The sequence below is a fragment of the Winslowiella arboricola genome (assembly GCF_025527015.1).
Classification (GTDB): Bacteria; Pseudomonadota; Gammaproteobacteria; order Enterobacterales; family Enterobacteriaceae; genus Erwinia; species Erwinia arboricola.
Genome location: NZ_JAODIM010000043.1, coordinates 1,470,705 through 1,490,112 on the forward strand (window position 1 = coordinate 1,470,705; position 19,408 = coordinate 1,490,112).

At 54.1% G+C, this 19,408-nt stretch carries 15 protein-coding genes; 5 read left to right on the plus strand and 10 right to left on the minus strand.

The window, feature by feature from the left end; genetic code table 11:
- Nucleotides 1–46: 46 nt before the first annotated feature.
- Complete coding sequence (gene osmF / locus N5923_RS24495; RefSeq protein ID WP_267142285.1) at nucleotides 47–967, minus strand: glycine betaine ABC transporter substrate-binding protein OsmF; 921 nt, start codon at nucleotides 965–967, stop codon at nucleotides 47–49.
- Between the two features lie 245 nt (nucleotides 968–1,212).
- Here osmF and N5923_RS24500 point away from each other — a divergent pair, with 245 nt between their 5' ends.
- Complete coding sequence (locus N5923_RS24500; protein WP_267142284.1) at nucleotides 1,213–2,682, plus strand: MFS transporter; 1,470 nt, start codon at nucleotides 1,213–1,215, stop codon at nucleotides 2,680–2,682.
- 24 nt (nucleotides 2,683–2,706) lie between these two features.
- On the opposite strand, the gene idi is transcribed toward N5923_RS24500, so the two are convergent.
- The 7 genes from idi to bglX all read right to left on the minus strand — a co-directional run bounded on the left by idi (nucleotide 2,707) and on the right by bglX (nucleotide 10,736).
- A complete protein-coding gene (gene idi / locus N5923_RS24505; RefSeq protein WP_267142283.1) occupies nucleotides 2,707–3,240 on the minus strand; it encodes an isopentenyl-diphosphate Delta-isomerase in 534 nt (177 codons plus the stop codon).
- Between the two features lie 145 nt (nucleotides 3,241–3,385).
- Complete coding sequence (locus N5923_RS24510; protein WP_267142282.1) at nucleotides 3,386–5,281, minus strand: methyl-accepting chemotaxis protein; 1,896 nt, start codon at nucleotides 5,279–5,281, stop codon at nucleotides 3,386–3,388.
- A 136-nt stretch (nucleotides 5,282–5,417) separates the two neighbouring features.
- Nucleotides 5,418–6,527 carry a suppressor of fused domain protein gene (locus N5923_RS24515; protein WP_267142281.1) on the minus strand — a complete coding sequence of 370 codons (1,110 nt, stop codon included), beginning with the start codon at nucleotides 6,525–6,527 and terminating at the stop codon, nucleotides 5,418–5,420.
- Nucleotides 6,528–6,615: 88 nt separating this feature from the next.
- Complete coding sequence (locus tag N5923_RS24520) at nucleotides 6,616–6,897, minus strand: hypothetical protein (protein ID WP_267142280.1); 282 nt, start codon at nucleotides 6,895–6,897, stop codon at nucleotides 6,616–6,618.
- The gene (locus N5923_RS24525) at nucleotides 6,878–7,408 is read right to left on the minus strand and encodes a DUF2778 domain-containing protein (RefSeq protein ID WP_267142279.1); all 531 of its coding nucleotides are present in this window, start codon (nucleotides 7,406–7,408) and stop codon (nucleotides 6,878–6,880) included. Before N5923_RS24525 ends, N5923_RS24520 begins: the two co-directional genes overlap by 20 nt.
- A gap of 91 nt (nucleotides 7,409–7,499) precedes the next feature.
- The gene (locus N5923_RS24530) at nucleotides 7,500–8,372 is read right to left on the minus strand and encodes an oxygenase MpaB family protein (RefSeq protein ID WP_267142278.1); all 873 of its coding nucleotides are present in this window, start codon (nucleotides 8,370–8,372) and stop codon (nucleotides 7,500–7,502) included.
- 66 nt (nucleotides 8,373–8,438) lie between these two features.
- Entirely contained in the window at nucleotides 8,439–10,736 is a 2,298-nt protein-coding gene (bglX, locus tag N5923_RS24535; RefSeq protein WP_267142277.1) for a beta-glucosidase BglX, read from the minus strand.
- A 446-nt stretch (nucleotides 10,737–11,182) separates the two neighbouring features.
- Here bglX and N5923_RS24540 point away from each other — a divergent pair, with 446 nt between their 5' ends.
- On the plus strand, nucleotides 11,183–11,878 hold the full coding sequence (locus N5923_RS24540; RefSeq protein WP_267142276.1) for an MgtC family protein: 696 nt from the start codon (nucleotides 11,183–11,185) through the stop codon (nucleotides 11,876–11,878).
- Nucleotides 11,879–12,021: 143 nt separating this feature from the next.
- Nucleotides 12,022–13,758 (plus strand): D-lactate dehydrogenase, encoded by a 1,737-nt coding sequence (gene dld / locus N5923_RS24545; RefSeq protein WP_267142275.1) that lies wholly within the window; start codon nucleotides 12,022–12,024, stop codon nucleotides 13,756–13,758.
- Between the two features lie 70 nt (nucleotides 13,759–13,828).
- Here dld and N5923_RS24550 read toward each other — a convergent pair whose 3' ends face one another.
- A complete protein-coding gene (locus N5923_RS24550; RefSeq protein WP_267142274.1) occupies nucleotides 13,829–14,782 on the minus strand; it encodes a bifunctional helix-turn-helix transcriptional regulator/GNAT family N-acetyltransferase in 954 nt (317 codons plus the stop codon).
- A 241-nt stretch (nucleotides 14,783–15,023) separates the two neighbouring features.
- Between N5923_RS24550 and N5923_RS24555 the strand changes: the two genes are divergently transcribed.
- Nucleotides 15,024–16,373: a type II toxin-antitoxin system HipA family toxin gene (locus tag N5923_RS24555; protein ID WP_267142273.1), complete on the plus strand. Its 1,350-nt coding sequence runs from the start codon at nucleotides 15,024–15,026 to the stop codon at nucleotides 16,371–16,373.
- A complete protein-coding gene (locus N5923_RS24560; protein ID WP_267142272.1) occupies nucleotides 16,370–16,858 on the plus strand; it encodes a helix-turn-helix transcriptional regulator in 489 nt (162 codons plus the stop codon). Before N5923_RS24555 ends, N5923_RS24560 begins: the two co-directional genes overlap by 4 nt.
- A 5-nt stretch (nucleotides 16,859–16,863) precedes the next feature.
- Here N5923_RS24560 and N5923_RS24565 read toward each other — a convergent pair whose 3' ends face one another.
- A complete protein-coding gene (locus N5923_RS24565; protein WP_267142271.1) occupies nucleotides 16,864–19,305 on the minus strand; it encodes a DUF3772 domain-containing protein in 2,442 nt (813 codons plus the stop codon).
- Nucleotides 19,306–19,408 lie beyond the last annotated feature (103 nt).

Sequence of the window (19,408 nt, forward strand, 5' to 3'; positions counted from 1 at the left end):
GATGGCTGACGTGCAGGCGCCGTGATAACGACGTCTGCACGGCGACTTACAGCAGTTTTTTCTGTTTCAGATAGTCGGCCGCCACGCTTTTTGCGTCCTGTCCTTCAACCGCGATTTTGGCATTTAGCTGTTGCAGCGTCTTTTCATCAAGGGAGGCAAATACCGGCTGCAACCATTTGGCGATATCCGGATACTGTTTCAGCACCGCAGCGCGCACCACCGGAGCGGGCGCATAGATCGGCTGTACGCCTTTCGGATCGCTTAGCGTTTGCAGACCCAGCGCCGCCACCGGACCATCAGTACCGTAAGCCATCGCGGCATTGACGCCGGAGGTTTGCTGTGCGGCGGCTTTAATCGTCACCGCAGTATCACCACCGGCCAGCGACAACAACTGATCCTGGTTTAACTGAAAACCGTAGGCTTTCTGAAATGCCGGCAGCGCATCGGCACGTTCAATAAACTCCGCTGACGCCGCCAGTTTAAACTCACCGCCCGACTTCAGATAACGGCTGAGATCGTCAAGCGAGTGCAGCTTATTTTTCTCTGCCACATCGCTGCGTACCGCAATGGTCCAGGTGTTATTGGCGGGTGCCGGGGTTAACCACGTCAGCTGATTTTTCTGCTGGTCGAGGGTTTTCACCTTCTCAAAGCCGGCTTTGGCATTTTTCCACGCCGCATCCTTCTCATCATTAAAGAAGAACGCGCCATTGCCGGTATATTCAGGATAGATATCCAGCTCGCCAGCGGTAATCGCGCCGCGCACCACTTGCGTATTGCCAAGCTGAATTTTATTAACGGTTTTCACCCCGTGTTTATCCAGTACCTGCAGAATGATATTGCCCAGCAATGAGCCTTCAGTATCAATTTTTGAACCAACACGCACCGGATCGGCCGCCGACGCGGTCCCGGCCAGCGTCATCAGTGCGGCAAATCCCAGTAACCCGCTACGCAATGCGTTGAAAGTCATCTTTTTTTATCCTTATGATTGATTAAACATACCCTTAAGCAAGCTCTTTCAGCGTAGCGCAAATCTTGCGGTCGCTGAGCATCAAGCAGGAAAAACGTGCTTCTCGCCACAACAGATGTCGATAACAGTTTTCCGTTCTCTTAATCAACCGCCAAACGGTTGTAACATATAACCAGAAAGAATTTAACGCCCGGCTGGTGCTGAGTATGCTGCTGGTTCCATTCTAATAATGCGTTTACAACATCATGTCTGAAATTACATCTTCGGCGCACGTCGCGCTGGCAGGGGAAGCACCGTCTGGCAAGGCGGAACTGATTCGCAGCGCGGCTGACGTCTCGCAACTGGTTAACCACAGCAGCCACTCACGCAGCAATGCGCGCATCGTCATCGGCATCGCGCTCGGTGGCGTATTTCTTGACGCCTACGATCTCGGCTCGCTGGCGTTTGGCATTAAAGATATTACGCGCGAATTTAATCTGACACCGGCCGGTACCGGTATGGTCGCGTCAGCAATTACCTTTGGCGCGATTGTCGGTGCGCTGATTGGCGGCTATCTCACCGATAAAATTGGCCGTTATCGTGTATTTATGGCCGATATGCTGTTTTTTGTCTTTGCCGCACTGGCCTGCGCTTTTGCGCCGAATGAGTATGTGCTGGCTGCCGCCCGTTTTGTGATGGGTATGGGGGTGGGGATTGACCTGCCGGTGGCGATGGCGTTTCTCGCCGAGTTCTCAAAGCTGAAGGGGCGCGGCAATAAAGCCGCCAGTATTGCGATGTGGTGTCCGACCTGGTACGCGGCGATCAGCACCTCTTATCTGCTGGTGTTGCTGCTGTATGCGGTGCTGCCGGAGAGCCATACCGACTGGCTGTGGCGTCTGATCCTCGGCTTTGGCGCGGTGCCAGCGCTGATCATTATTGCCATTCGTAGTCGCTATATGAGTGAATCACCGGTCTGGGCTGCCAATCAGGGCGATCTTAAGGGGGCGGCCCATATTCTGCGCAACTCCTATGGCATTAATGCACATGTTGCTGAGGACGCCGATCTGACGCCAGCGAAACCTGTGCGGCGTGCCAGCTGGAGTAACTACGGTGAACTGCTGAAAGGGGTCTATCTGAAGCGCACCGTGCTGGCGACAATTATCTCCACCGTCTCGCCGTTTGCTTACAACGCGGTAGCCTTTGGTTTGCCGGTGATTATCTCCAGCTTCCTCGCCCAGTCGTTGCTGACCACCATTCTGATCTCGCTGGCGCTGAATCTGTTGTTTGCTTTTGTCGGTGGCATCTTCGCCGTACGCCTGGTGCCGCGCTTTGGCGCGTGGAAAATGACCGTACTCGGTTACAGTTTCCAGCTGGTGGCGCTGCTTGGACTGGCGCTGACCGGACGCCCGGATGGCGGCGGAGAAGCAGCATTCGCCATCGCCATGCTGGCGCTGTTCCTGCTGGGCCAGGGTTTTGGTCCAGGTGCGCACACCATGACTTACGCCTCATTAAGCTACCCGACCTCACTGCGTGGCGTCGGTGTCGGCTTTAACCAGACGGTGGTACGCGCCAGCTCGACGCTGTCGCTGTTCCTGTTCCCGGTACTGGCGGCGATGCTGGACACCGGCGTGTTCTGGGTCATTGCGCTTGCGCCGGTGATTGGCTTACTGGCGATGCTATTGATGCGCTGGGAGCCATCTGGCTACGACGTTGATGCCGAGGACTTTGCACAATAATGCTCAGGCCGGGGTGACCCGGCCTTACATTTTGCGGGTAAAGTATTTCAGCTGTTGCGGAATACGCGCGAAGGTATGTAAAAACCATGGCGTAAAAGCATCAGGGTCCTGCTCAACCCGGCGTGTAACCTCTTCAATCGAGGCATAACACCAGTTATCCGCTTCTTGTGGATTGAGACGGGGCAGATCGTCACTGACCGCAAAGTAGACATGACCATATTCATGCTCGGTCAGCCCATTGCTCATTGGCAGGTTATAGCTTAATTCAAACATTGGCGTCAGGGTCAGACGCATCCCCATCTCTTCGTACAGACGACGTTCCGCCGCATGTTGCGTTGATTCCAGCGGGTAAGGATGGCCGCAGCAGGTATTGCTCCACAGACCGCCACAGTGATATTTATCACTGGCGCGCTGCTGCAACAGCAACTGATGTTGCGAGTTAAACACGTAGACCGTCACGGCACGATGCAGCAACCCTTTCTCGTGTACTTCCAGCTTTTCCATGCGGCCGGTCGGACGATCAAGATGGTCGACCAGGATGACTTCTATCGCGGACATGACTACTCCTTAGGACTTATCTCACTATTCTGACATATCCCTGGCCAGATCTGGCGTATGAAATCGTGCGAATTTATGACAAATGTGAGAAAAATAACTCAGGCGGGATAAATCCCGCCTGATAACCATTCTCAGTTAAGGGGTATTACAGGCGGAAGCTGTTGACCACCAGCTCAAGCTGCACACTCTGCTCTTCCATTGCCTGGGCGGCGGAAGAGACCTGCTCCACCAGCGCGGCGTTTTGCTGAGTGGTGCTGTCGAGCTGGTTAATCGCGATATTCACCTGATCGATTCCCATACTCTGCTCGCGGCTGGCGGACATAATCTCGCTCATCAGGGTGGTGACACTGCTTACCCCCTGCATCAGCTCGTCCATGGTGCTGCCCGCCTGTTCAACCAGCTGGCTACCGGTGTCAATATTGGCGACCGACTCTTCAATCAGCTTTTTGATTTCACGCGCCGAGTTGGCGGAACGCTGCGCAAGGTTGCGTACTTCAGACGCCACGACCGCAAAACCACGTCCCTGCTCACCGGCGCGCGCCGCCTCTACCGCAGCGTTAAGCGCCAGGATATTGGTCTGGAAGGCGATACTGTCAATCACGCTGATAATATCCACCACTTTGCGCGACGAGGAGTTAATCGCTCCCATAGTCGACACCACCTGACGCACCACTTCGGTACCGCGCGCCGCCACTTGCGAGGCATCGCCAGCCAGCTGATTAGCATGCGTGGCGTTATCGGCGTTCTGACGGACGGTGCCGGTTAACTGCTCCATTGACGCCGCCGTTTCGACAATCGAACTGGCCTGCTCTTCGGTACGTGAAGAGAGATCGGCATTACCGCTGGCAATCTCACGTGAAGCGGCAGTAATCGCCAGCGCGCTGTCACCCACCTGGCGCATCAGCCCCTGCAGGTATTCAATAAAATTGTTAAAACTCTGCGCCACGGCATTAAATTCCGGGCTGCTGCTCTGTGGCAGCCGTTGGGTTAAATCCGCACCGCCGGTGGAGAGCGCGAGGATATTGTCATTCAGTCCGCCCAGACGCTTCATCATGGTACGGATAAAGCCCAGCAGCACTAACAACAGGATCACCGCCAGCGGGATCTGTACCAGACCCAGACGGGTTAACATTGAATTGGTTTGCTGCACCAGCAGGCTGGAAGGGACATCGCTGGCAAGATACCACGGACTACCGGCAATCGGCTGCACCAGCAGCGTATGGTCGCCATCGTCGCTGCTGTACTCCACCTGAGTCGGTTCGCCATTGGCTTTAGCTAACAGTTCCTGCAATGGCGCCGCCATCGGTAGTGACAGATCCTTAAGGCTTTGCAGTTTGGCGCTGCCGTCGGCCAGCGCGGCATCGCCGACCACTTTGCCATCGGCTTCGACAATCAGCACCCGTCCTTCAATCGCTTCGCCCATCTGTTTTGCCAGATGGTTAAAGAAGCCAAGGGTAACGTCGATGGTCGCCACGCCCCATGCGGTACCATCACGATAAATCGCCATGGCGCAGTTGGTACGCGGCTGTGGACTGGCGGCATCCTGATATGCTTTTGCCCAGGCGCACTGCCCTTTTGGCGCGGCAAGGCCATCCTTATACCACGGCTGCTCATAATATTTTGGCGCTTCGGCGGAGTTCCAGAAGGTGTTGACTTTCAGCTGGTTGCTGCTGTCGCGGGCAAAAAAGCTGCTGAATTTTTCACGGGCGGGATCACGCATATTCGGCAGTGGCCAGATCCCTCCGCCGAATACGTTTACGTCCTGATACTGGTTAACCAGCACCGGCAACAGGGTATCAATAGTGCTGCTGTCCATCACGCCAGCGGCTTCGGTGATACTGCGCTGCTGCGCCTGCACCCGATTCATCTGTTCGACGATATTCGCCGCCAGCGCGTCTACCTGATAGCGCACCCGCTGACTCTCATTAGCCGTTAATTGTGGTGCGACAAATTGTTTTATGACCACTACCGTCACCAGCAGTAACAGCAGAAAAAAGCTGACTATCATAACGGTAAAGCGGGACTGTGTTGTTTTTAGCATATGCACACCACTTGACTCGATAAAGGCACGATTACCTGATCGAGTTAACGGCGTACACGGCGACAACTTGAGGCGATCAACGTCACATTCTGCGTAAAGATTTGTGCAACGCGATCGGGGAAGTAGCTGAATGGATTTAGCTGTCGATCTCCACCACCTGCTGGCGCGGGCGGAAAATATGACCAGAACCATATTGCAACAGACGCGCGACCAGCTGATAGCCGCCATTCTCATCGGCCTGCGCAAATTCGCGCTCAGCGGTGGTCACCGGACTGGCCCAGAGCAGATTAACTTTCTCCCCTTCGCGCTTCGGCAGCGGGAACTGCCCCTCTTCGCGCGCCAGCGCACCCGAGAGAATAAAGCCTTCAAAACCGACCGGCGCAACCGCCGATTCCAGCGTATGCCCCTCGCCGATCCAGCTTAAGCGGCCCCACGGAAGATGGGCAAAGCCCGCCAGCGCACTGGCCATCTGCACCGCGTTATCTTCGGTCATCACTTCGGCATCGATCGCCATCGCCAGTTCTGTACGGCGATATTGCGGCGCCAGATCTTCATACAGGAAATCCACCCATGGCATCGGACGGATACTCATCCCCAGCGTCAGGAAATACCAGACACCCTGATGATAGTGTTGGGAAATCGCCATCGGCGGCCAGTTGCCCTGATCGATAGCGTAATATTTTAACGACTCGCCATAATGTGCTTCGTAGCACTTCAGCATCTCACGTTGCATCGGCTCCCACAGATGGCCATCGTGCCAGTCGCGCCAGAACAGACGGTGTTTACCGGCCTGCTCGTAATGTTCATTGGTGGAGGCGGAACCCAGAGGTGCGGTCAGGCGATTTTCTTTGATGCAACCGGCGGAGAAACTGACCTGCTGTTGCTGATACAGACTCCAGCCGGGGATCACCGCCAGCAGCTGTCCCTGATACCAGACCGCAGCGCCATCATCGGCTGGCTCCCAGATAATCTGGATACCAGCAGGATCGAGCGGCGGCTCGGCTTCCAGCGTGCGGCAATATTCGGCACTCAGCAACGGCGCAATCCCCTGCGCCATGGCCTCACGATCTTCCTGTTGGGGGGCGGGTAACAGATTACGTAGCCAGCAACCACGCACCGCAAATTGCGTGCGAAACGGCTCAGCAGGCCAGATATAGAAGTAGGCGGCACGCTCATCCTGTTCGATGACGGCGGTTAGCGTTTGTTGCTGATTCGCTACTTCAGCAATCAGATGCGACTGTGTCATAAAGCCTCTACGTAGCGTGGAGGGATCCTTTTCCCCGAGAATAGAGCAGGATCCTCCTTCACGCCACGTCAGGACAAGGGTAAAACTCTCAAAAATTGCGTTTAGCGGTGTATATCACCACTCTGATCAGCAGGGCGATAATCAGTGCAATCAACAGAATGCAGGCGACACCGGTGATAAAACTCGCCCAGTCATTGCCCCACTCCTGCGCATGATCGATCAGGCCGAGCCCTTCAGGTGACAGCAGATGATACGATTTATCCTGCAGTCTGCCGACCAGATTGCCCAACGGACAGACAAAGCGGATTAGTAACATCGCCAGCACGATATAGATTACCGCGCGAGCGGCTTTAAACATCACATTGCGCATAATCTGGCGTCCCTTTGACTGTGACTTTCCCGTAGGCTTTTAATCCATTGCGCGAACCCGCAACGCTGCTCTGCTCAGTACGCAGCAGCGCCTGCCTGACGATCTGAAATTCCTGAACCTTGAAAAAAGTGATGCAACCCCAAGACTCTCCCGACCCGTCGGGTCGTAAAGGATGCAGACGGAACGATCCGCGCTGAACTTCATTGACCAGTACATGATCAGACATAGTTTTAGTACTGAACAAGCCAAACCATTCATCGTGGTTAGTACGATTAACCAGATCTTTTACCTCGCGTAACACGCTATTGGCAAAACTGCCGGAAGGTAAAGCCACGATCCAATACTCCCCCACTGGGATCGAACCATAGTCGGTGACAAATGAGCAGTTGGCATTGTTGATAAACTTATCGCGCCCGGAGAGCACCGCGTATGTGCCAACACCATACACCGTTAACTGTGCGCGCCCGGTCTTTCGCGCCGCGTCGTCATACACCATCTGCATCTGAATCATCTTGCTAACCTGCTCTCAGAAAAATTAAAATTACAGCAAATCAAGTGGGTAGCTTCGCTGTTGTAGCAGTACAGAGCAAGAGGCAAAACTCTCAAATTTCCCTTCCCATCCGCCGCATCGCCCGTTGATAAGCTCCATTCTGCACCGCCCAGCGTAATCCGGCGGCGATAATGCCAATCTGGCTGTCGATAGTAAAACGCTGCAAACGCGAGAAGCGAAACCCCGACTGCTGCTGCGCCCAGTCCGGTAATAAGGCAATCCCCGCCAGCATCATGGTTTTCATCACTGGCTTCGCCTGCCAGCTCGGCGCAGGCGCATTCAGCAGCAACCTCGTGACTTCACGGGTGCGATCGTCACAACGCAGCTGCGGGCGCATATCATGCAGATAGTCGCCGATCTCACGCTGACTTTTTGGCACTGCAGCGGCGCCAAGCGCTTCTGCCACCACGGCGGCCTCGGCATAGTAACGGTCCTGTTCCGCCAGACTGAGATGAGGATTTTTGTAACGCAGATGCGCAGCAAGAAAGCGGCTGGACTCCGCCACATGCACCCAGGTAAGCAGCGCCGGATCGCTGGCGGCATAAGTATGCCCTTCGGCATCCACGCCGTTAACCTGCAGATGAATACGTTTGACGCGTTCAATCAACGTGCTGGCATCAGTGCGGTTGCCAAAGGTGGTGACCGCAACAAACTGGCTGGTGCGTCGTAAACGCCCCAGCATATCATCGCGAAAAGTGGAGTGGTCCCAGACACCCGCCAGCGCCAGCGGATGCAACATCTGCATCAGCAGCGCGCTAATGCCGCCACATAACATCGAGGTAAAATCGCCATGTACCCGCCAGATAACGCTGTCCGGGCCATACAGTCCCGCATCGCCCGGCGGTTGAGAAATATCAAACTCATTCAGCGCCAGGCCGTTCAGACGAAACACCTGCTGCTGAATCTTTGCGCGCAACCCGTTCATCCTGCCTCTGCTGATTGTGTGCTTTACGACAAACTCAGGGGCCTGCGCCCCTGAGTTCACTGGCAGTCACAGATAAGTAAACTCGGCATTTTGCGTTTTGGCGGAATCCAGTCCAATCATCACGCTAAATTTACCCGACTCGGCAACCTGCTGCATACGTGCGTTCCAGAACGTCAAAGCTTCGACATCAATTGGGAAGCTCACGGTTTGTGATTCGCCCGCTTTCAGCATAATGCGTTTAAAGCCTTTCAGCTCCTTCACCGGGCGGCTGATACTGGCCACCTGGTCGCGCAGATACATCTGCACCACCGTCGCACCGTCGCGATCGCCGGTATTAGTGACCGTTACGCTGGCAGTAACCTTGCCATTACGCGGCATGGTGGTAGCTGACATTTTTACCGGCGACACATCAAAGCTGGTGTAGCTGAGGCCGTAACCAAACGGGAACAGCGGACCATTTGCCGCATCATAGTAATGCGAAGTGTATTTATTCGGTTTCTGCGCATTATACGGACGGCCGGTATTCAGATGGTTGTAATAGATGGGGATCTGTCCCACCGAACGCGGGAAGGACATCGGCAACTTACCTGACGGATTGTAATCGCCAAACAGCACATCGGCGATCGCATTACCGCCTTCCGTGCCGCTAAACCAGGTTTCCAGCAGCGCATCGGACTGCTGATGCTCTTTCACCAGCGCCAGCGGACGACCATTCATCAGCACGATCACCAGCGGCTTACCGGTGGCTTTAAGTGCATCCAGCAACTTCAGCTGGCTCGGTGGAATAGTGATATCGCTGCGGCTGGATGCTTCATGCGCCATCCCGCGCGCCTCACCCACCGCCACCACCAGCACATCAGCTTTCTGCGCGGTGGCTACCGCTTCATCCAGCATCTGCTGTGCGCTGCGCGACTCATCCTGCACGGCATTTTCATACAGATTAAGGAAATCTTTAATCCCCTGATTGTCGGTGACATTCGCCCCTTTGGCATACAGTAGCGTCGCCTTACCGGCGACGGCATTTTCCATCCCCTGACGCAACGTGACGGCCTGGGCCGCGACCGCCGCCGCCGACCAGCTGCCGATCATATCGAGCTGGCTGTCTGCCAGTGGGCCAATTAGCGCAATCGTGCCCGATTTTTTCAGCGGCAGTGTTTCCAGACGGTTTTTCAGCAGCACGATACCTTTGCGCGCCACATCGCGCGCTTCACTACGATGCAGGCGGCTTTCGGCATTAGTATCCACTGGATCGCTGCCCTTCGGCCCTAAATGGCTGTAGGGATCGTTAAACAGTCCCATATCGTACTTAACATTCAGCACATGACGAGTAGCATCATCAATTTCCTGCTCGCTAACCTCGCCACTTTTTACCAGGCCCGGCAGATATTTGCTGTAGTACTCGTCGCTCATGCTCATATTGACGCCGGACTTGATCGCCACCCGCACTGCATCGCGCGGATCGCTGGCGACGCCATGGTTAATCAGCTCTTTAATCGCACCATGATCGCTGATGGTAATACCTTTAAATTTCCAGTCATCACGCAAAACATCTTTCAGCAGCCAGCTGTCGGAGGTGGCGGGCACGCCATTGACCGAGTTCAGCGCCACCATTACACCACCGCTGCCCGCATCCAGCGCCGCTTTATACGGCGGCAGATAATCCTGGAACAGCCGCTGCGGACTCATATCAACCGTGTTGTATTCACGACCACCTTCCACCGCGCCATAGGCTGCGAAGTGTTTTACGCTGGTCATCACCGAGTAGCGATCTGCCGGACTTTTACCCTGCATCGACTCTACCAGGGTACGGCCCATGGCGGAAGTGAGAAAAGTATCTTCACCAAAGCCCTCCGATACCCGGCCCCAGCGCGGCTCGCGGGTGACATCCACCATCGGCGCCCAGGTCATATTCAGGCCATCGTCGGCCGCTTCATACGCTGAAATCCGTCCGACCTGCGCCACCGCATCCAGATCCCAGCTGGCGGCCAGTCCTAACGGAATCGGGAACGCGGTACGCTGCCCGTGTATCACATCGTAAGCGAAAAACAGGGGGATTTTCAGGCGGCTGAGTTGCATAACCTGATCCTGCATGGCGCGAATATCCTGGCGGGTCACGGTATTAAAGATGGCGCCCACCTGTTCATGCTGAATCATGTCGCGGATCACCTCTTTGGTGACCACCGGACCGACGGTAATCAGCCGCAACTGACCGATCTTCTCGTCGAGGGTCATTTTTTTCAGCAAATCGGTGACAAAGGCGTCTCGTGCTTCAGGGGTTAACGGATGTTGGCCAAAGAGCTCATCGGCAAAAGCTGGCTGCATCGCCAGTGTGACAGCAAGGCTGACAGAGTAAATCCATTTCATCAGATTGGCTTCTCTTAAGTAACTGCGCAATAACGATTTATTGTTTCACTACACGGTAGTGATAGTTGCAGTGTGCCATAAGTTAGCGCTCTGCACCCGTTAACAAACCACCACCATCGGGAAAAATCGCCTGAAAATTCATGGCTTACTTCAATGCTAGCGGCAGAATCTTTATTTGGCGATAGCTTAACCGTGATTAAACCAACCGCCAGCTCACAATTTACAGCCTGAAAATTACCCCTTATAGTCCCGGCAAATTTTTATGGAGAAACTCATTGGACACGCAAAGTCGTCATTACATCTCCACGGCAATCTGACGTCTCTCCTGTTTCGTTGCTTGCCGTACTCCACGGCGGGCAAGGCACTCACCCCGATTTTTTCGCTGATGCTACCCGTTGATTAATCATTGCCTGGCGTTCTGCGCCGGGAAAATACGGGTCGTTATCATGGCATGGTCTCCTTTTATCGTGCATCTGGCGCTGGCGGTTCTGCTCGGCGCTGTAATCGGTGCAGAGCGTCAGTGGCGGCAACGGATGGCAGGTCTGCGCACCAATGCGCTGGTCGCTACCGGGGCAGCAATTTTTATTTTAAGTTCCGCCAGCACCTCGCCGGAAAGCCCCGGGCGAATTGCCGCGCAGGTGGTTTCCGGTATTGGCTTTCTCGGCGCGGGCGTGATTATGCGTCAGGGGATGAGCATCAGTGGACTGAATACCGCGGCCACGCTGTGGTGTTCCGCCGCAGTGGGCGTGCTGTGCGGGCTGGGGCAATTTGCCAATGCCAGCGCCGCGACGCTGGTGCTGCTGTGCGCGAATATTCTGCTGCGTGAAGCCGCGCAGCGCATTAATCTGCAACCAAAGACGCCGGAACTGGACATCGAGCAGTGTTATTGCATTCAGATCACCTGTGGCGCCGAAGATGAAATTCTGGTGCGCACCCTGATTCTGCAGGCGATTAACGGCATGGCGTTGCGCCTGCAGTCACTGTGCAGCGCGGATATCGCCCGCCCCGGCCAGCTGGAAGTCAGCGCCAGGATTCTGGCGTTTCCGCATGCCCAGCGCGAACTGGAAAATATTGTTTGCCGCATCAGCCTGGAGAAAAGCGTCAGTGCGGTGCACTGGCGAGTGGCAGAGAGTTCAGTGTAGCGGCATGCGTATCATTGGCACGGGCGGCGATAACACCGCCCCTACGCTGATCTGATGCAGGAGCGGCGTTATCGTTGCCCTTTCCCATAATGAACACCAGGGTCTGCTACAGTATTATCGAGAGATAAAACAGGACAATGGATATGCAACCCTCTGAAACCGACAGCAATAAAACCCTGATTAGCGAGTTTGCCCGCATCGTTGGCCGCGGCCATCTGTTAACCGACCCGGCGAAAACCGAACGTTATCGCAAAGGCTTCCGTTCGGGCCAGGGCGAGGCGCTGGCGGTGATTTTCCCTGGTTCGTTATCCGAACTGTGGCGCGTGCTGAAAATCGCTGTCGCCGCCGATAAAATTATTCTGATGCAGGCGGCGAATACCGGTCTTACCGAAGGTTCGACGCCAAACGGTAACGACTATCAGCGTGACATCGTGATTATCAGCACCCTGCGGATGGATAAGATTCAGTTAATCGACAGCGGTAAACAGGTGCTGGCCTTTCCGGGCAGCACCCTGTACCAGCTGGAGAAAGTGCTGAAACCGCTGGGACGTGAACCCCATTCGGTGATTGGTTCTTCCTGTATTGGCGCTTCGGTAATGGGCGGCATCTGTAATAACTCCGGCGGTTCACTGGTGAAACGCGGCCCGGCATATACTGAGATGGCGCTGTATGCGCAGATTACGGCACAAGGTGAACTACAGCTGGTCAATCATCTGGGCATCGATCTTGGCGTCACGCCTGAGCAGATCCTTGGCCGCCTTGATGATGAAAACTGGCGCGCCAGCGATGTATTGCATGACCAGCGCCACGCCTCAGACAACGATTATGCTGCGCGGGTGCGCGATGTCGAAGCGGATACACCGTCGCGTTTTAACGCTGATGCACGCCGTCTGTTTGAAGCCTCGGGTTGCGCTGGCAAGCTGGCGGTATTTGCCGTCCGCCTCGATACCTTTGTCGCCGAAAGCGCGCAGCAGGTGTTCTATATCGGCACCAACCATACAGCGGTGCTTGATGATTTGCGCCGACATATGCTGGCGAACTTCACTCACTTGCCGGTGGCCGGCGAATATATGCATCGCGATATTTTTGATATCGCCGAAGTGTATGGCAAAGATACCTTTGTCATGATCGACAAGCTGGGCACCGATAAAATGCCGCTGTTCTTCACCCTGAAGGGACGCGCTGACGCCCTGCTTAGTCGCCTGTCATTTATCAAGCCCAACGCTATCGATCGTCTGCTGCAAAAAGTCAGTTCGCTGTTGCCGTCCCATCTGCCGCAGCGCCTGAAGCAGTACCGCGACCGTTTTGAGCATCATCTGATGCTCAAGATGTCTGGTGCAGGCATCCAGGAAGCGCGCGACTTTTTAAAACACTACTTTACGCAGGCCGATGGCGACTTCTTTGAGTGCGATCCTCAGGAAGGCGCTAAAGCGTTTCTGCATCGTTTTGCCGCCGCTGGCGCCGCCGTGCGCTATCACGCGGTACATCATCAGGAAGTGGAAGATATTCTGGCGCTGGATATTGCGCTGCGTCGCAACGATCGACAGTGGTTTGAGCAACTCCCGGCAGAATTTGACGATGCACTGGTGCACCGGCTCTACTATGGCCACTTCCTGTGCCATGTCTTCCATCAGGATTACATTGTGAAGAAAGGAGCAGATGTGCATGCGCTGAAGGAGAAGATGCTGGCGTTGCTGGCGGCGCGCGGCGCGGAATATCCGGCGGAGCATAACGTTGGCCATCTGTACAAAGCGAAGCCGCAGCTAAAAGCCTTTTATCGCCAGCTGGATCCCACCAACAGTTTTAACCCCGGCATTGGTAAAACCAGCAAAGTGAAAAACTGGGCGGATTGCGGCTGCGGCGATTCGCATCGGCAATAAATGCACGTTCCAGGCCCGGTTAATTTGCCCTGCGCTTCGTTAAACCGGGCCTGGCAGGTTATCGCATTCGCTAAGAAGCGTTATTCTGTCTGCTGAACTGCTGTTCCGTCATCATTTTGCCCCACTGCTCACCCTGCCACTCTTTGAAAAGCGTAAACCCGAACGACTCATACAGGCGACGTGCTGCATCGAGACCACTGAAGGTCCAGAGCTGGACACCAGTAAACTTACGCTGGTCACAAAATGCGATAGCTTCACTCAGCAGTCTTCTGCCAATCCCCGTTCCGCGGCAGTCATCATCGAGAATAAACCAGCGCAAATGAGCTTGATTATTTCCTAAGTCTTCCCCATCGATAGCCACAGAACCGACAATTTTGCCGTCGCGCACAGCCAGCCAGACCTGGTTGCATTCGTTATCCAGGCGACCGGAAAACTCCGCAAGTCCGCTGGCGACTTTCTCTTCGAAGAAATGCCCGAAATGATAATGGTTTGCATAGTATTCCCCATGCATTGCCGTAATTCTGCCGATCATGCCAGGCAAGTAGCCGGTAATAATATCAAGGGTTCGTTGTTCAGGAGGATCGTCGCCATGACGGCAGCGCTCAAGTGCATGGGCATACGCCGAAAGCCCCTGAGCAACCGTTTGTTGTTGTATTAAGTCAAGATGCCCTAACGCGTTGATAACCCGCATGGAAGCGTATTCATTGATCCTGCTGACAGTATCCACACCCTTTGCCGTCAGCCTGAGTTGTTTAAATCGCGCATCTTCACTGGACTGAGTTTCCAACAGCTCACCGGCGGCCAGTAGCCTGGAAAGCATCCGACTGACAGTGGATTTTTCCAGCCCCAGCACCTGCACCAGCTGCGCTGCGGTCATTGCCTCCCGATGTTCGATTTCAAGCAGGCTATGGACTGCGGAAGGGGAATACGCTGTTGCCGCCAGTGTTGAATGCATAAATCCAAGCTCGCGAACCATCAGACGTGAAGATGAGCGAATTTTTTCGATTAAAGGGTGACTGGGCATCGGGGCTGACCAAAGAAATTAATAGTTGCACTATACAACCACCTTCAGAATCCAGCTGTCAACTTCCTCGCGTATAAATATGGCAATCGCTTCTGGCAGCTAACAGGTTTGCCGCCGCTAATGAGTGATATAGGTTACCAATAAAACACAAAACCCAAATAATGAGTGCTAAAGGTTACAATAATTGAGATTTCACTGTTTAACGTGTAGTATATCACTCACAAACAAGTGGGGGATTAATATGGAATCTTTAACACTGCAAGCTTTCCTGAGCAATCAATGGGTTGATATTGCTTATATTACTTTTCCCGATAGTGATATTAATTCTTATCTGGTTAGCGAATTAGAGTATCAATCTGACTATGCGATTGAAAATCTTGATCGCGATGATAATCATGCCGTGTCGCTCAATCATCCCGTATCGCTGTTCTTTGAAGATAACGGACAGCCCGGCTGGCTGAGGTTCCTTGATGACATCATTCCCAGCGGTGCCAGCAAACGCTACTGGGAAAATTATCTGGATCTTGCGGGGTTAACCGCAGATCAAAAAAGCTTTGTGTTGCTAAAACATGGCACCATTTCCCCGGTCGGCAATTTACGTATCAAAGAATCGTTACCTGAGTACTATCCTCTGGCCGAAACGCTGTTTTTTACGGTTGATGACGTTAAAAACAGAGCGGGTGACTTTCTGGATTATGCCCAGCAGCGAGGCGCTACCGCAGGTGGTGCAACAGGAGCAGGTGGGGAAGCACCGAAACTGCTGCTACGTTGCAGTCAGGATCAACGTATCTGGATCGACACCTGGCAAAATGATTTAACTAATCGCGATATCCATTATTTAGTCAAATATCCACGCGGATCAAGGAGTGAAGTCGACTGTAATATTTTAAGGGCTGAATTCCATTACTACCATGAACTGGAAACAATGGGATTTGATACCATCCCGACCCGACATATGCGCCTTGAGGAAGGTTTAAATTATCCTTCCTTGTGGCTGCCCAGATTTGATATCGCTTTTGTGGCTCAAAACCAGGTTAAACGGTTTGGCATGGAATCCGTCTATTCGTTATTGAAAAAATCCCCTGGCGTCACCCTGTACCATGAGGAGACGATTAGAGCGCTGATCGATAAAATCACTCACAGCAATATGGTCACCGGCGAGGGGTTTCATTTTGATATTGCAGCATTTGTTATCGAGTGGGTGCGGCGGGATTTATTGAATATTATTTTCGGCAACAGCGATAACCATGGACGAAACACCTCGTTTATTAAAGACGAACAAAGTATCAGGCTCGCGCCAATCTACGACTTCGCCCCCATGAAGGCCGATCCGGAAGGCATCGCCAGAACCACTAAATGGGTGCCCCCGTTAGAAATTGGTGGTGAGTATGATTTTGCTGGTATTGCCGGGGCACTTGCCGATCTGGTCCCTGCGGATAAATTATTGCAAGCACTGAAAGTGACCGCTCAGCAATTAGTTAAGCTCAAGCAGCGGCTGCAGGCCAGAGGCGTTCCAGAGCAAATTCTTGAAATGCCCGCAATAAACCTTAATTTTATTGCTGAAAAATTAACCCGGTGGAATTTACTATGAAAGACCGCGCCGCCGACTCGGCAAGAGACACAATTAACAGAATCAGAGCAAAACAAAATAGTGTGAAGCAAAGTGCTGGCACAGTGAACGCGACAACATCCAGAACCGATATTCCCTCTGCTAAAAAAAGCGTTTCACGCCAGAGGGCGTCTGGTCTTTCGCAGGCGATTACTGTTGATGGCCGCAATACCGCCAGGCTGGCGATCATTAAAGCGTTACTACTTGGAGAGATGACCCAGGGAGAGGCGCTAAAAACCCTGAGAATAGATGTGTTGGGATTGAAACAGGAGTCTTTTGCCAGACTGGTGTCGGTATCACGCAAAACGCTGTCTGAAGTAGAAAACGATAAAGGAAATTATACTTCAGATATCATCAACAAATTATTCAAACCTTTTGGCCTGCAGGTTGGTTTAGTGCCAACTTCCCGCCATATGCTGGCGACCCTGTTTACAGAGCAGGGGCATATCGATGCCCCTGCTCTGTAACCGATTTACTGCTCCGGCGCCTCTTTCAGCGTCACATTGCCAGACTTGCTGCGCTCAATCACCATCGTCTGCGGCGTTGACAGCATCACGCCCTCTTTACGCAAGCGGGTCAGCATATCGAACAGCAGATCGCTTTTCGCGCCGCTCACCTGACGCGGGCTGGCGACATTGCCGGTTACGCTCAGCACAATCCCTGCTGGCGTCAGATCCTTAAAGGAGACCGACGGTTCCGGCGTTTCGAGAATGCGCTCATTATCGTTATACACATCCAGCAGCAGCTGGCGCACCAGCACCGGATCGATATCCAGCGGGAAGGTCAGCGTAATCGTCGCCACCCCTTGTGCATTACCCATAGTGGCGTTACGTACGTTCTGTGAAATCAGCTGTGAGTTAGGCACAATCACCGTTGATTTATCGCCGAGCTGAATCTCAGTGGCGCGCACGTTAATCCGGCGGATATCCCCTTCAATCCCGCTGATACTCACCAGATCGCCGACTTTCACCGGACGCTCGGTCAGCAGAATCAGACCGGAGATAAAGTTCTTCACAATCTCCTGCAAACCAAAACCGATACCGACCGACAGCGCACTGACAATCCACGCCAGCTTGTTCCACTGCAGACCCATAATCGACAGGGTCAGCAGAATAATCAGCACATAGCCGATATTACTGAACAGCGTCACCAGCGAGACGCGCATTCCCACGTCCATGGTGGTTTTCGGCAGGAAATCTTTATCCAGCCAGCGCTTTACCGAGCGCAATACATAAATACCGATCACCAGACACAGCAGCGCGTTAACCATATGCGCCGGCACAATATTCAGTGACTCCAGTCCCTTACCGCCCCAGAACTCCACCGCTTTTTGCAGCAGCTCAATCGGCGTCGAACTGCCGAGGGTGCCGTTAAGCAGCGACATAGCGGCGAACAGAATCAGGATGGTCTTGCCGAGCGCGGAGAGCAGCGCCGCCGCCTGCGCCAGATGACGTTCATCAATATTTAACGAACTCTGCAGGCGTTTACCGGTGGTGTTGCTGGTGGAGAGCAGGCTTTCACAGGCATCGGTGACCAGATGGCTGAGCAGCCAGAACGAGCCAATAACGATGCCCATCCAGATCAATTCATAGCTGAGGAAGCGGCCGAGGGTGACATAACCAATCACCAGCGACGCGAGGATTGCGCCGCCGGTCAGGGTAATCGCCATCTGAATCAGCCCGACCAGCGTAGATCGCGCTTCCGGCTGATTGCCTTCCTGCACCATTTTGCGCCGCGCACGGCTGGTGCGGAAACTGATCGACAGCGCCGTGGCGCCGATCAGCAACGCCGTCAGGCCGTTGGCCCAGATAGTGGTGCCGACGCTGGTGCCAGCGCTGCTGTTAAAGGATTCCAGCGCCTGGAACACAAACACCAGTGAAGCGGTCAGCGGCGGGAAAGGTTTCAGCGCGGTCGCCACTTCATTCGAGATGGCGGGCAGTCGCCATGATGGCCGACGTGTAGAGAGAAATGCACGACCCAGTCCGGCAATCAGGCCGCAGAACACGCTGAGCTGCACCAGTTTATCGACAAAATTCTGTACGTCGTCAGAGACCTCTTCACGCCGGGTAAAGGCGAGGTCGATAAAATTAAACGCCAGCACTATCGCCGCGAGGGTACTGAGCGCAATCGTCGCCGCAAGGAAGCTGCGACGCAGACGCCCTTCCGGCATTTTATGGATGCTGATCCAGGCGAAAAACTCTTCAGAATAGCGGCGGCCCAGCGTGGCAATCAGAATCGCTGACAGCACCCAGGCGACCGTGCCAAAGCGCCAGCCTGACTCCCACGACAGCGCCGCGGTAGCGGCCAGCTCATTGGCAAAGCCGCTGATTTTCTCAGCGTCGAGGTTTTGATCGCCAAACAGCGGCGCCCAGAAACGCGCGCCAAAAATACTGCCGGAGTTCAGCGCCAGCTGGGTTTTCATCGCATCGCGACGCAGGTTGATAATTTGTGCCGAGAGATTTTGCGCGCTGTTTTTAATCGCGTCAGCCTGCTTGATTTGATCGTCAAGCTTGCTCTTCTGATTCTCCAGCGTATTACGCTTGCGCGTCACTTCCGGCGTCTCTTTCACCCCGCTTTCCGCCGTCGGCGCCGGACCCAGCACCGCCAGCTGCGAAATCAGCTGCACACGCTGTGGGATCAGCGCCTGACCGAGAGTATCCGCGTTAGCGGACAGTTCGAGCGCCATATCGTTAAGCTGCACCAGCTTGCCGTCGTTATTTTCGCCGGAAACCTGTCCTTTAATCTTGTCGAGGATCTTCTGCATTTTCGGCAGTTCCACCGACGCATTGACCTTAGGCGCTGCATCACCTTCTGCAACCGGAGGGGAGTTCACCTCCGCAGCCATGCTGACCACTGGCGTCAGGGTCATCAGCGCCAGCAAAAAAATACGACAATAAGTTAACAACATAGACATAAGAAGAGCGATCCATACGGTTATCGATGGCTGGCACGGCATCAGGCCGCAGCAATTCAGCGCGTTAGTTTATGCTTTTGCAGCGGCCTTCACTATAGGATTT

What these genes read in the sequence shown, in the direction of transcription:
- osmF (WP_267142285.1), bottom strand. Translation starts at nt 967, where the DNA reads ATGACTTTCAACGCATTGCGTAGCGGGTTACTGGGATTTGCCGCACTG.
- N5923_RS24500 (WP_267142284.1), top strand. Translation starts at nt 1,213, where the DNA reads ATGTCTGAAATTACATCTTCGGCGCACGTCGCGCTGGCAGGGGAAGCA.
- idi (WP_267142283.1), bottom strand. Translation starts at nt 3,240, where the DNA reads ATGTCCGCGATAGAAGTCATCCTGGTCGACCATCTTGATCGTCCGACC.
- N5923_RS24510 (WP_267142282.1), bottom strand. Translation starts at nt 5,281, where the DNA reads ATGCTAAAAACAACACAGTCCCGCTTTACCGTTATGATAGTCAGCTTT.
- N5923_RS24515 (WP_267142281.1), bottom strand. Translation starts at nt 6,527, where the DNA reads ATGACACAGTCGCATCTGATTGCTGAAGTAGCGAATCAGCAACAAACG.
- N5923_RS24520 (WP_267142280.1), bottom strand. Translation starts at nt 6,897, where the DNA reads ATGCGCAATGTGATGTTTAAAGCCGCTCGCGCGGTAATCTATATCGTG.
- N5923_RS24525 (WP_267142279.1), bottom strand. Translation starts at nt 7,408, where the DNA reads ATGATTCAGATGCAGATGGTGTATGACGACGCGGCGCGAAAGACCGGG.
- N5923_RS24530 (WP_267142278.1), bottom strand. Translation starts at nt 8,372, where the DNA reads ATGAACGGGTTGCGCGCAAAGATTCAGCAGCAGGTGTTTCGTCTGAAC.
- bglX (WP_267142277.1), bottom strand. Translation starts at nt 10,736, where the DNA reads ATGAAATGGATTTACTCTGTCAGCCTTGCTGTCACACTGGCGATGCAG.
- N5923_RS24540 (WP_267142276.1), top strand. Translation starts at nt 11,183, where the DNA reads ATGGCATGGTCTCCTTTTATCGTGCATCTGGCGCTGGCGGTTCTGCTC.
- dld (WP_267142275.1), top strand. Translation starts at nt 12,022, where the DNA reads ATGCAACCCTCTGAAACCGACAGCAATAAAACCCTGATTAGCGAGTTT.
- N5923_RS24550 (WP_267142274.1), bottom strand. Translation starts at nt 14,782, where the DNA reads ATGCCCAGTCACCCTTTAATCGAAAAAATTCGCTCATCTTCACGTCTG.
- N5923_RS24555 (WP_267142273.1), top strand. Translation starts at nt 15,024, where the DNA reads ATGGAATCTTTAACACTGCAAGCTTTCCTGAGCAATCAATGGGTTGAT.
- N5923_RS24560 (WP_267142272.1), top strand. Translation starts at nt 16,370, where the DNA reads ATGAAAGACCGCGCCGCCGACTCGGCAAGAGACACAATTAACAGAATC.
- N5923_RS24565 (WP_267142271.1), bottom strand. Translation starts at nt 19,305, where the DNA reads ATGTCTATGTTGTTAACTTATTGTCGTATTTTTTTGCTGGCGCTGATG.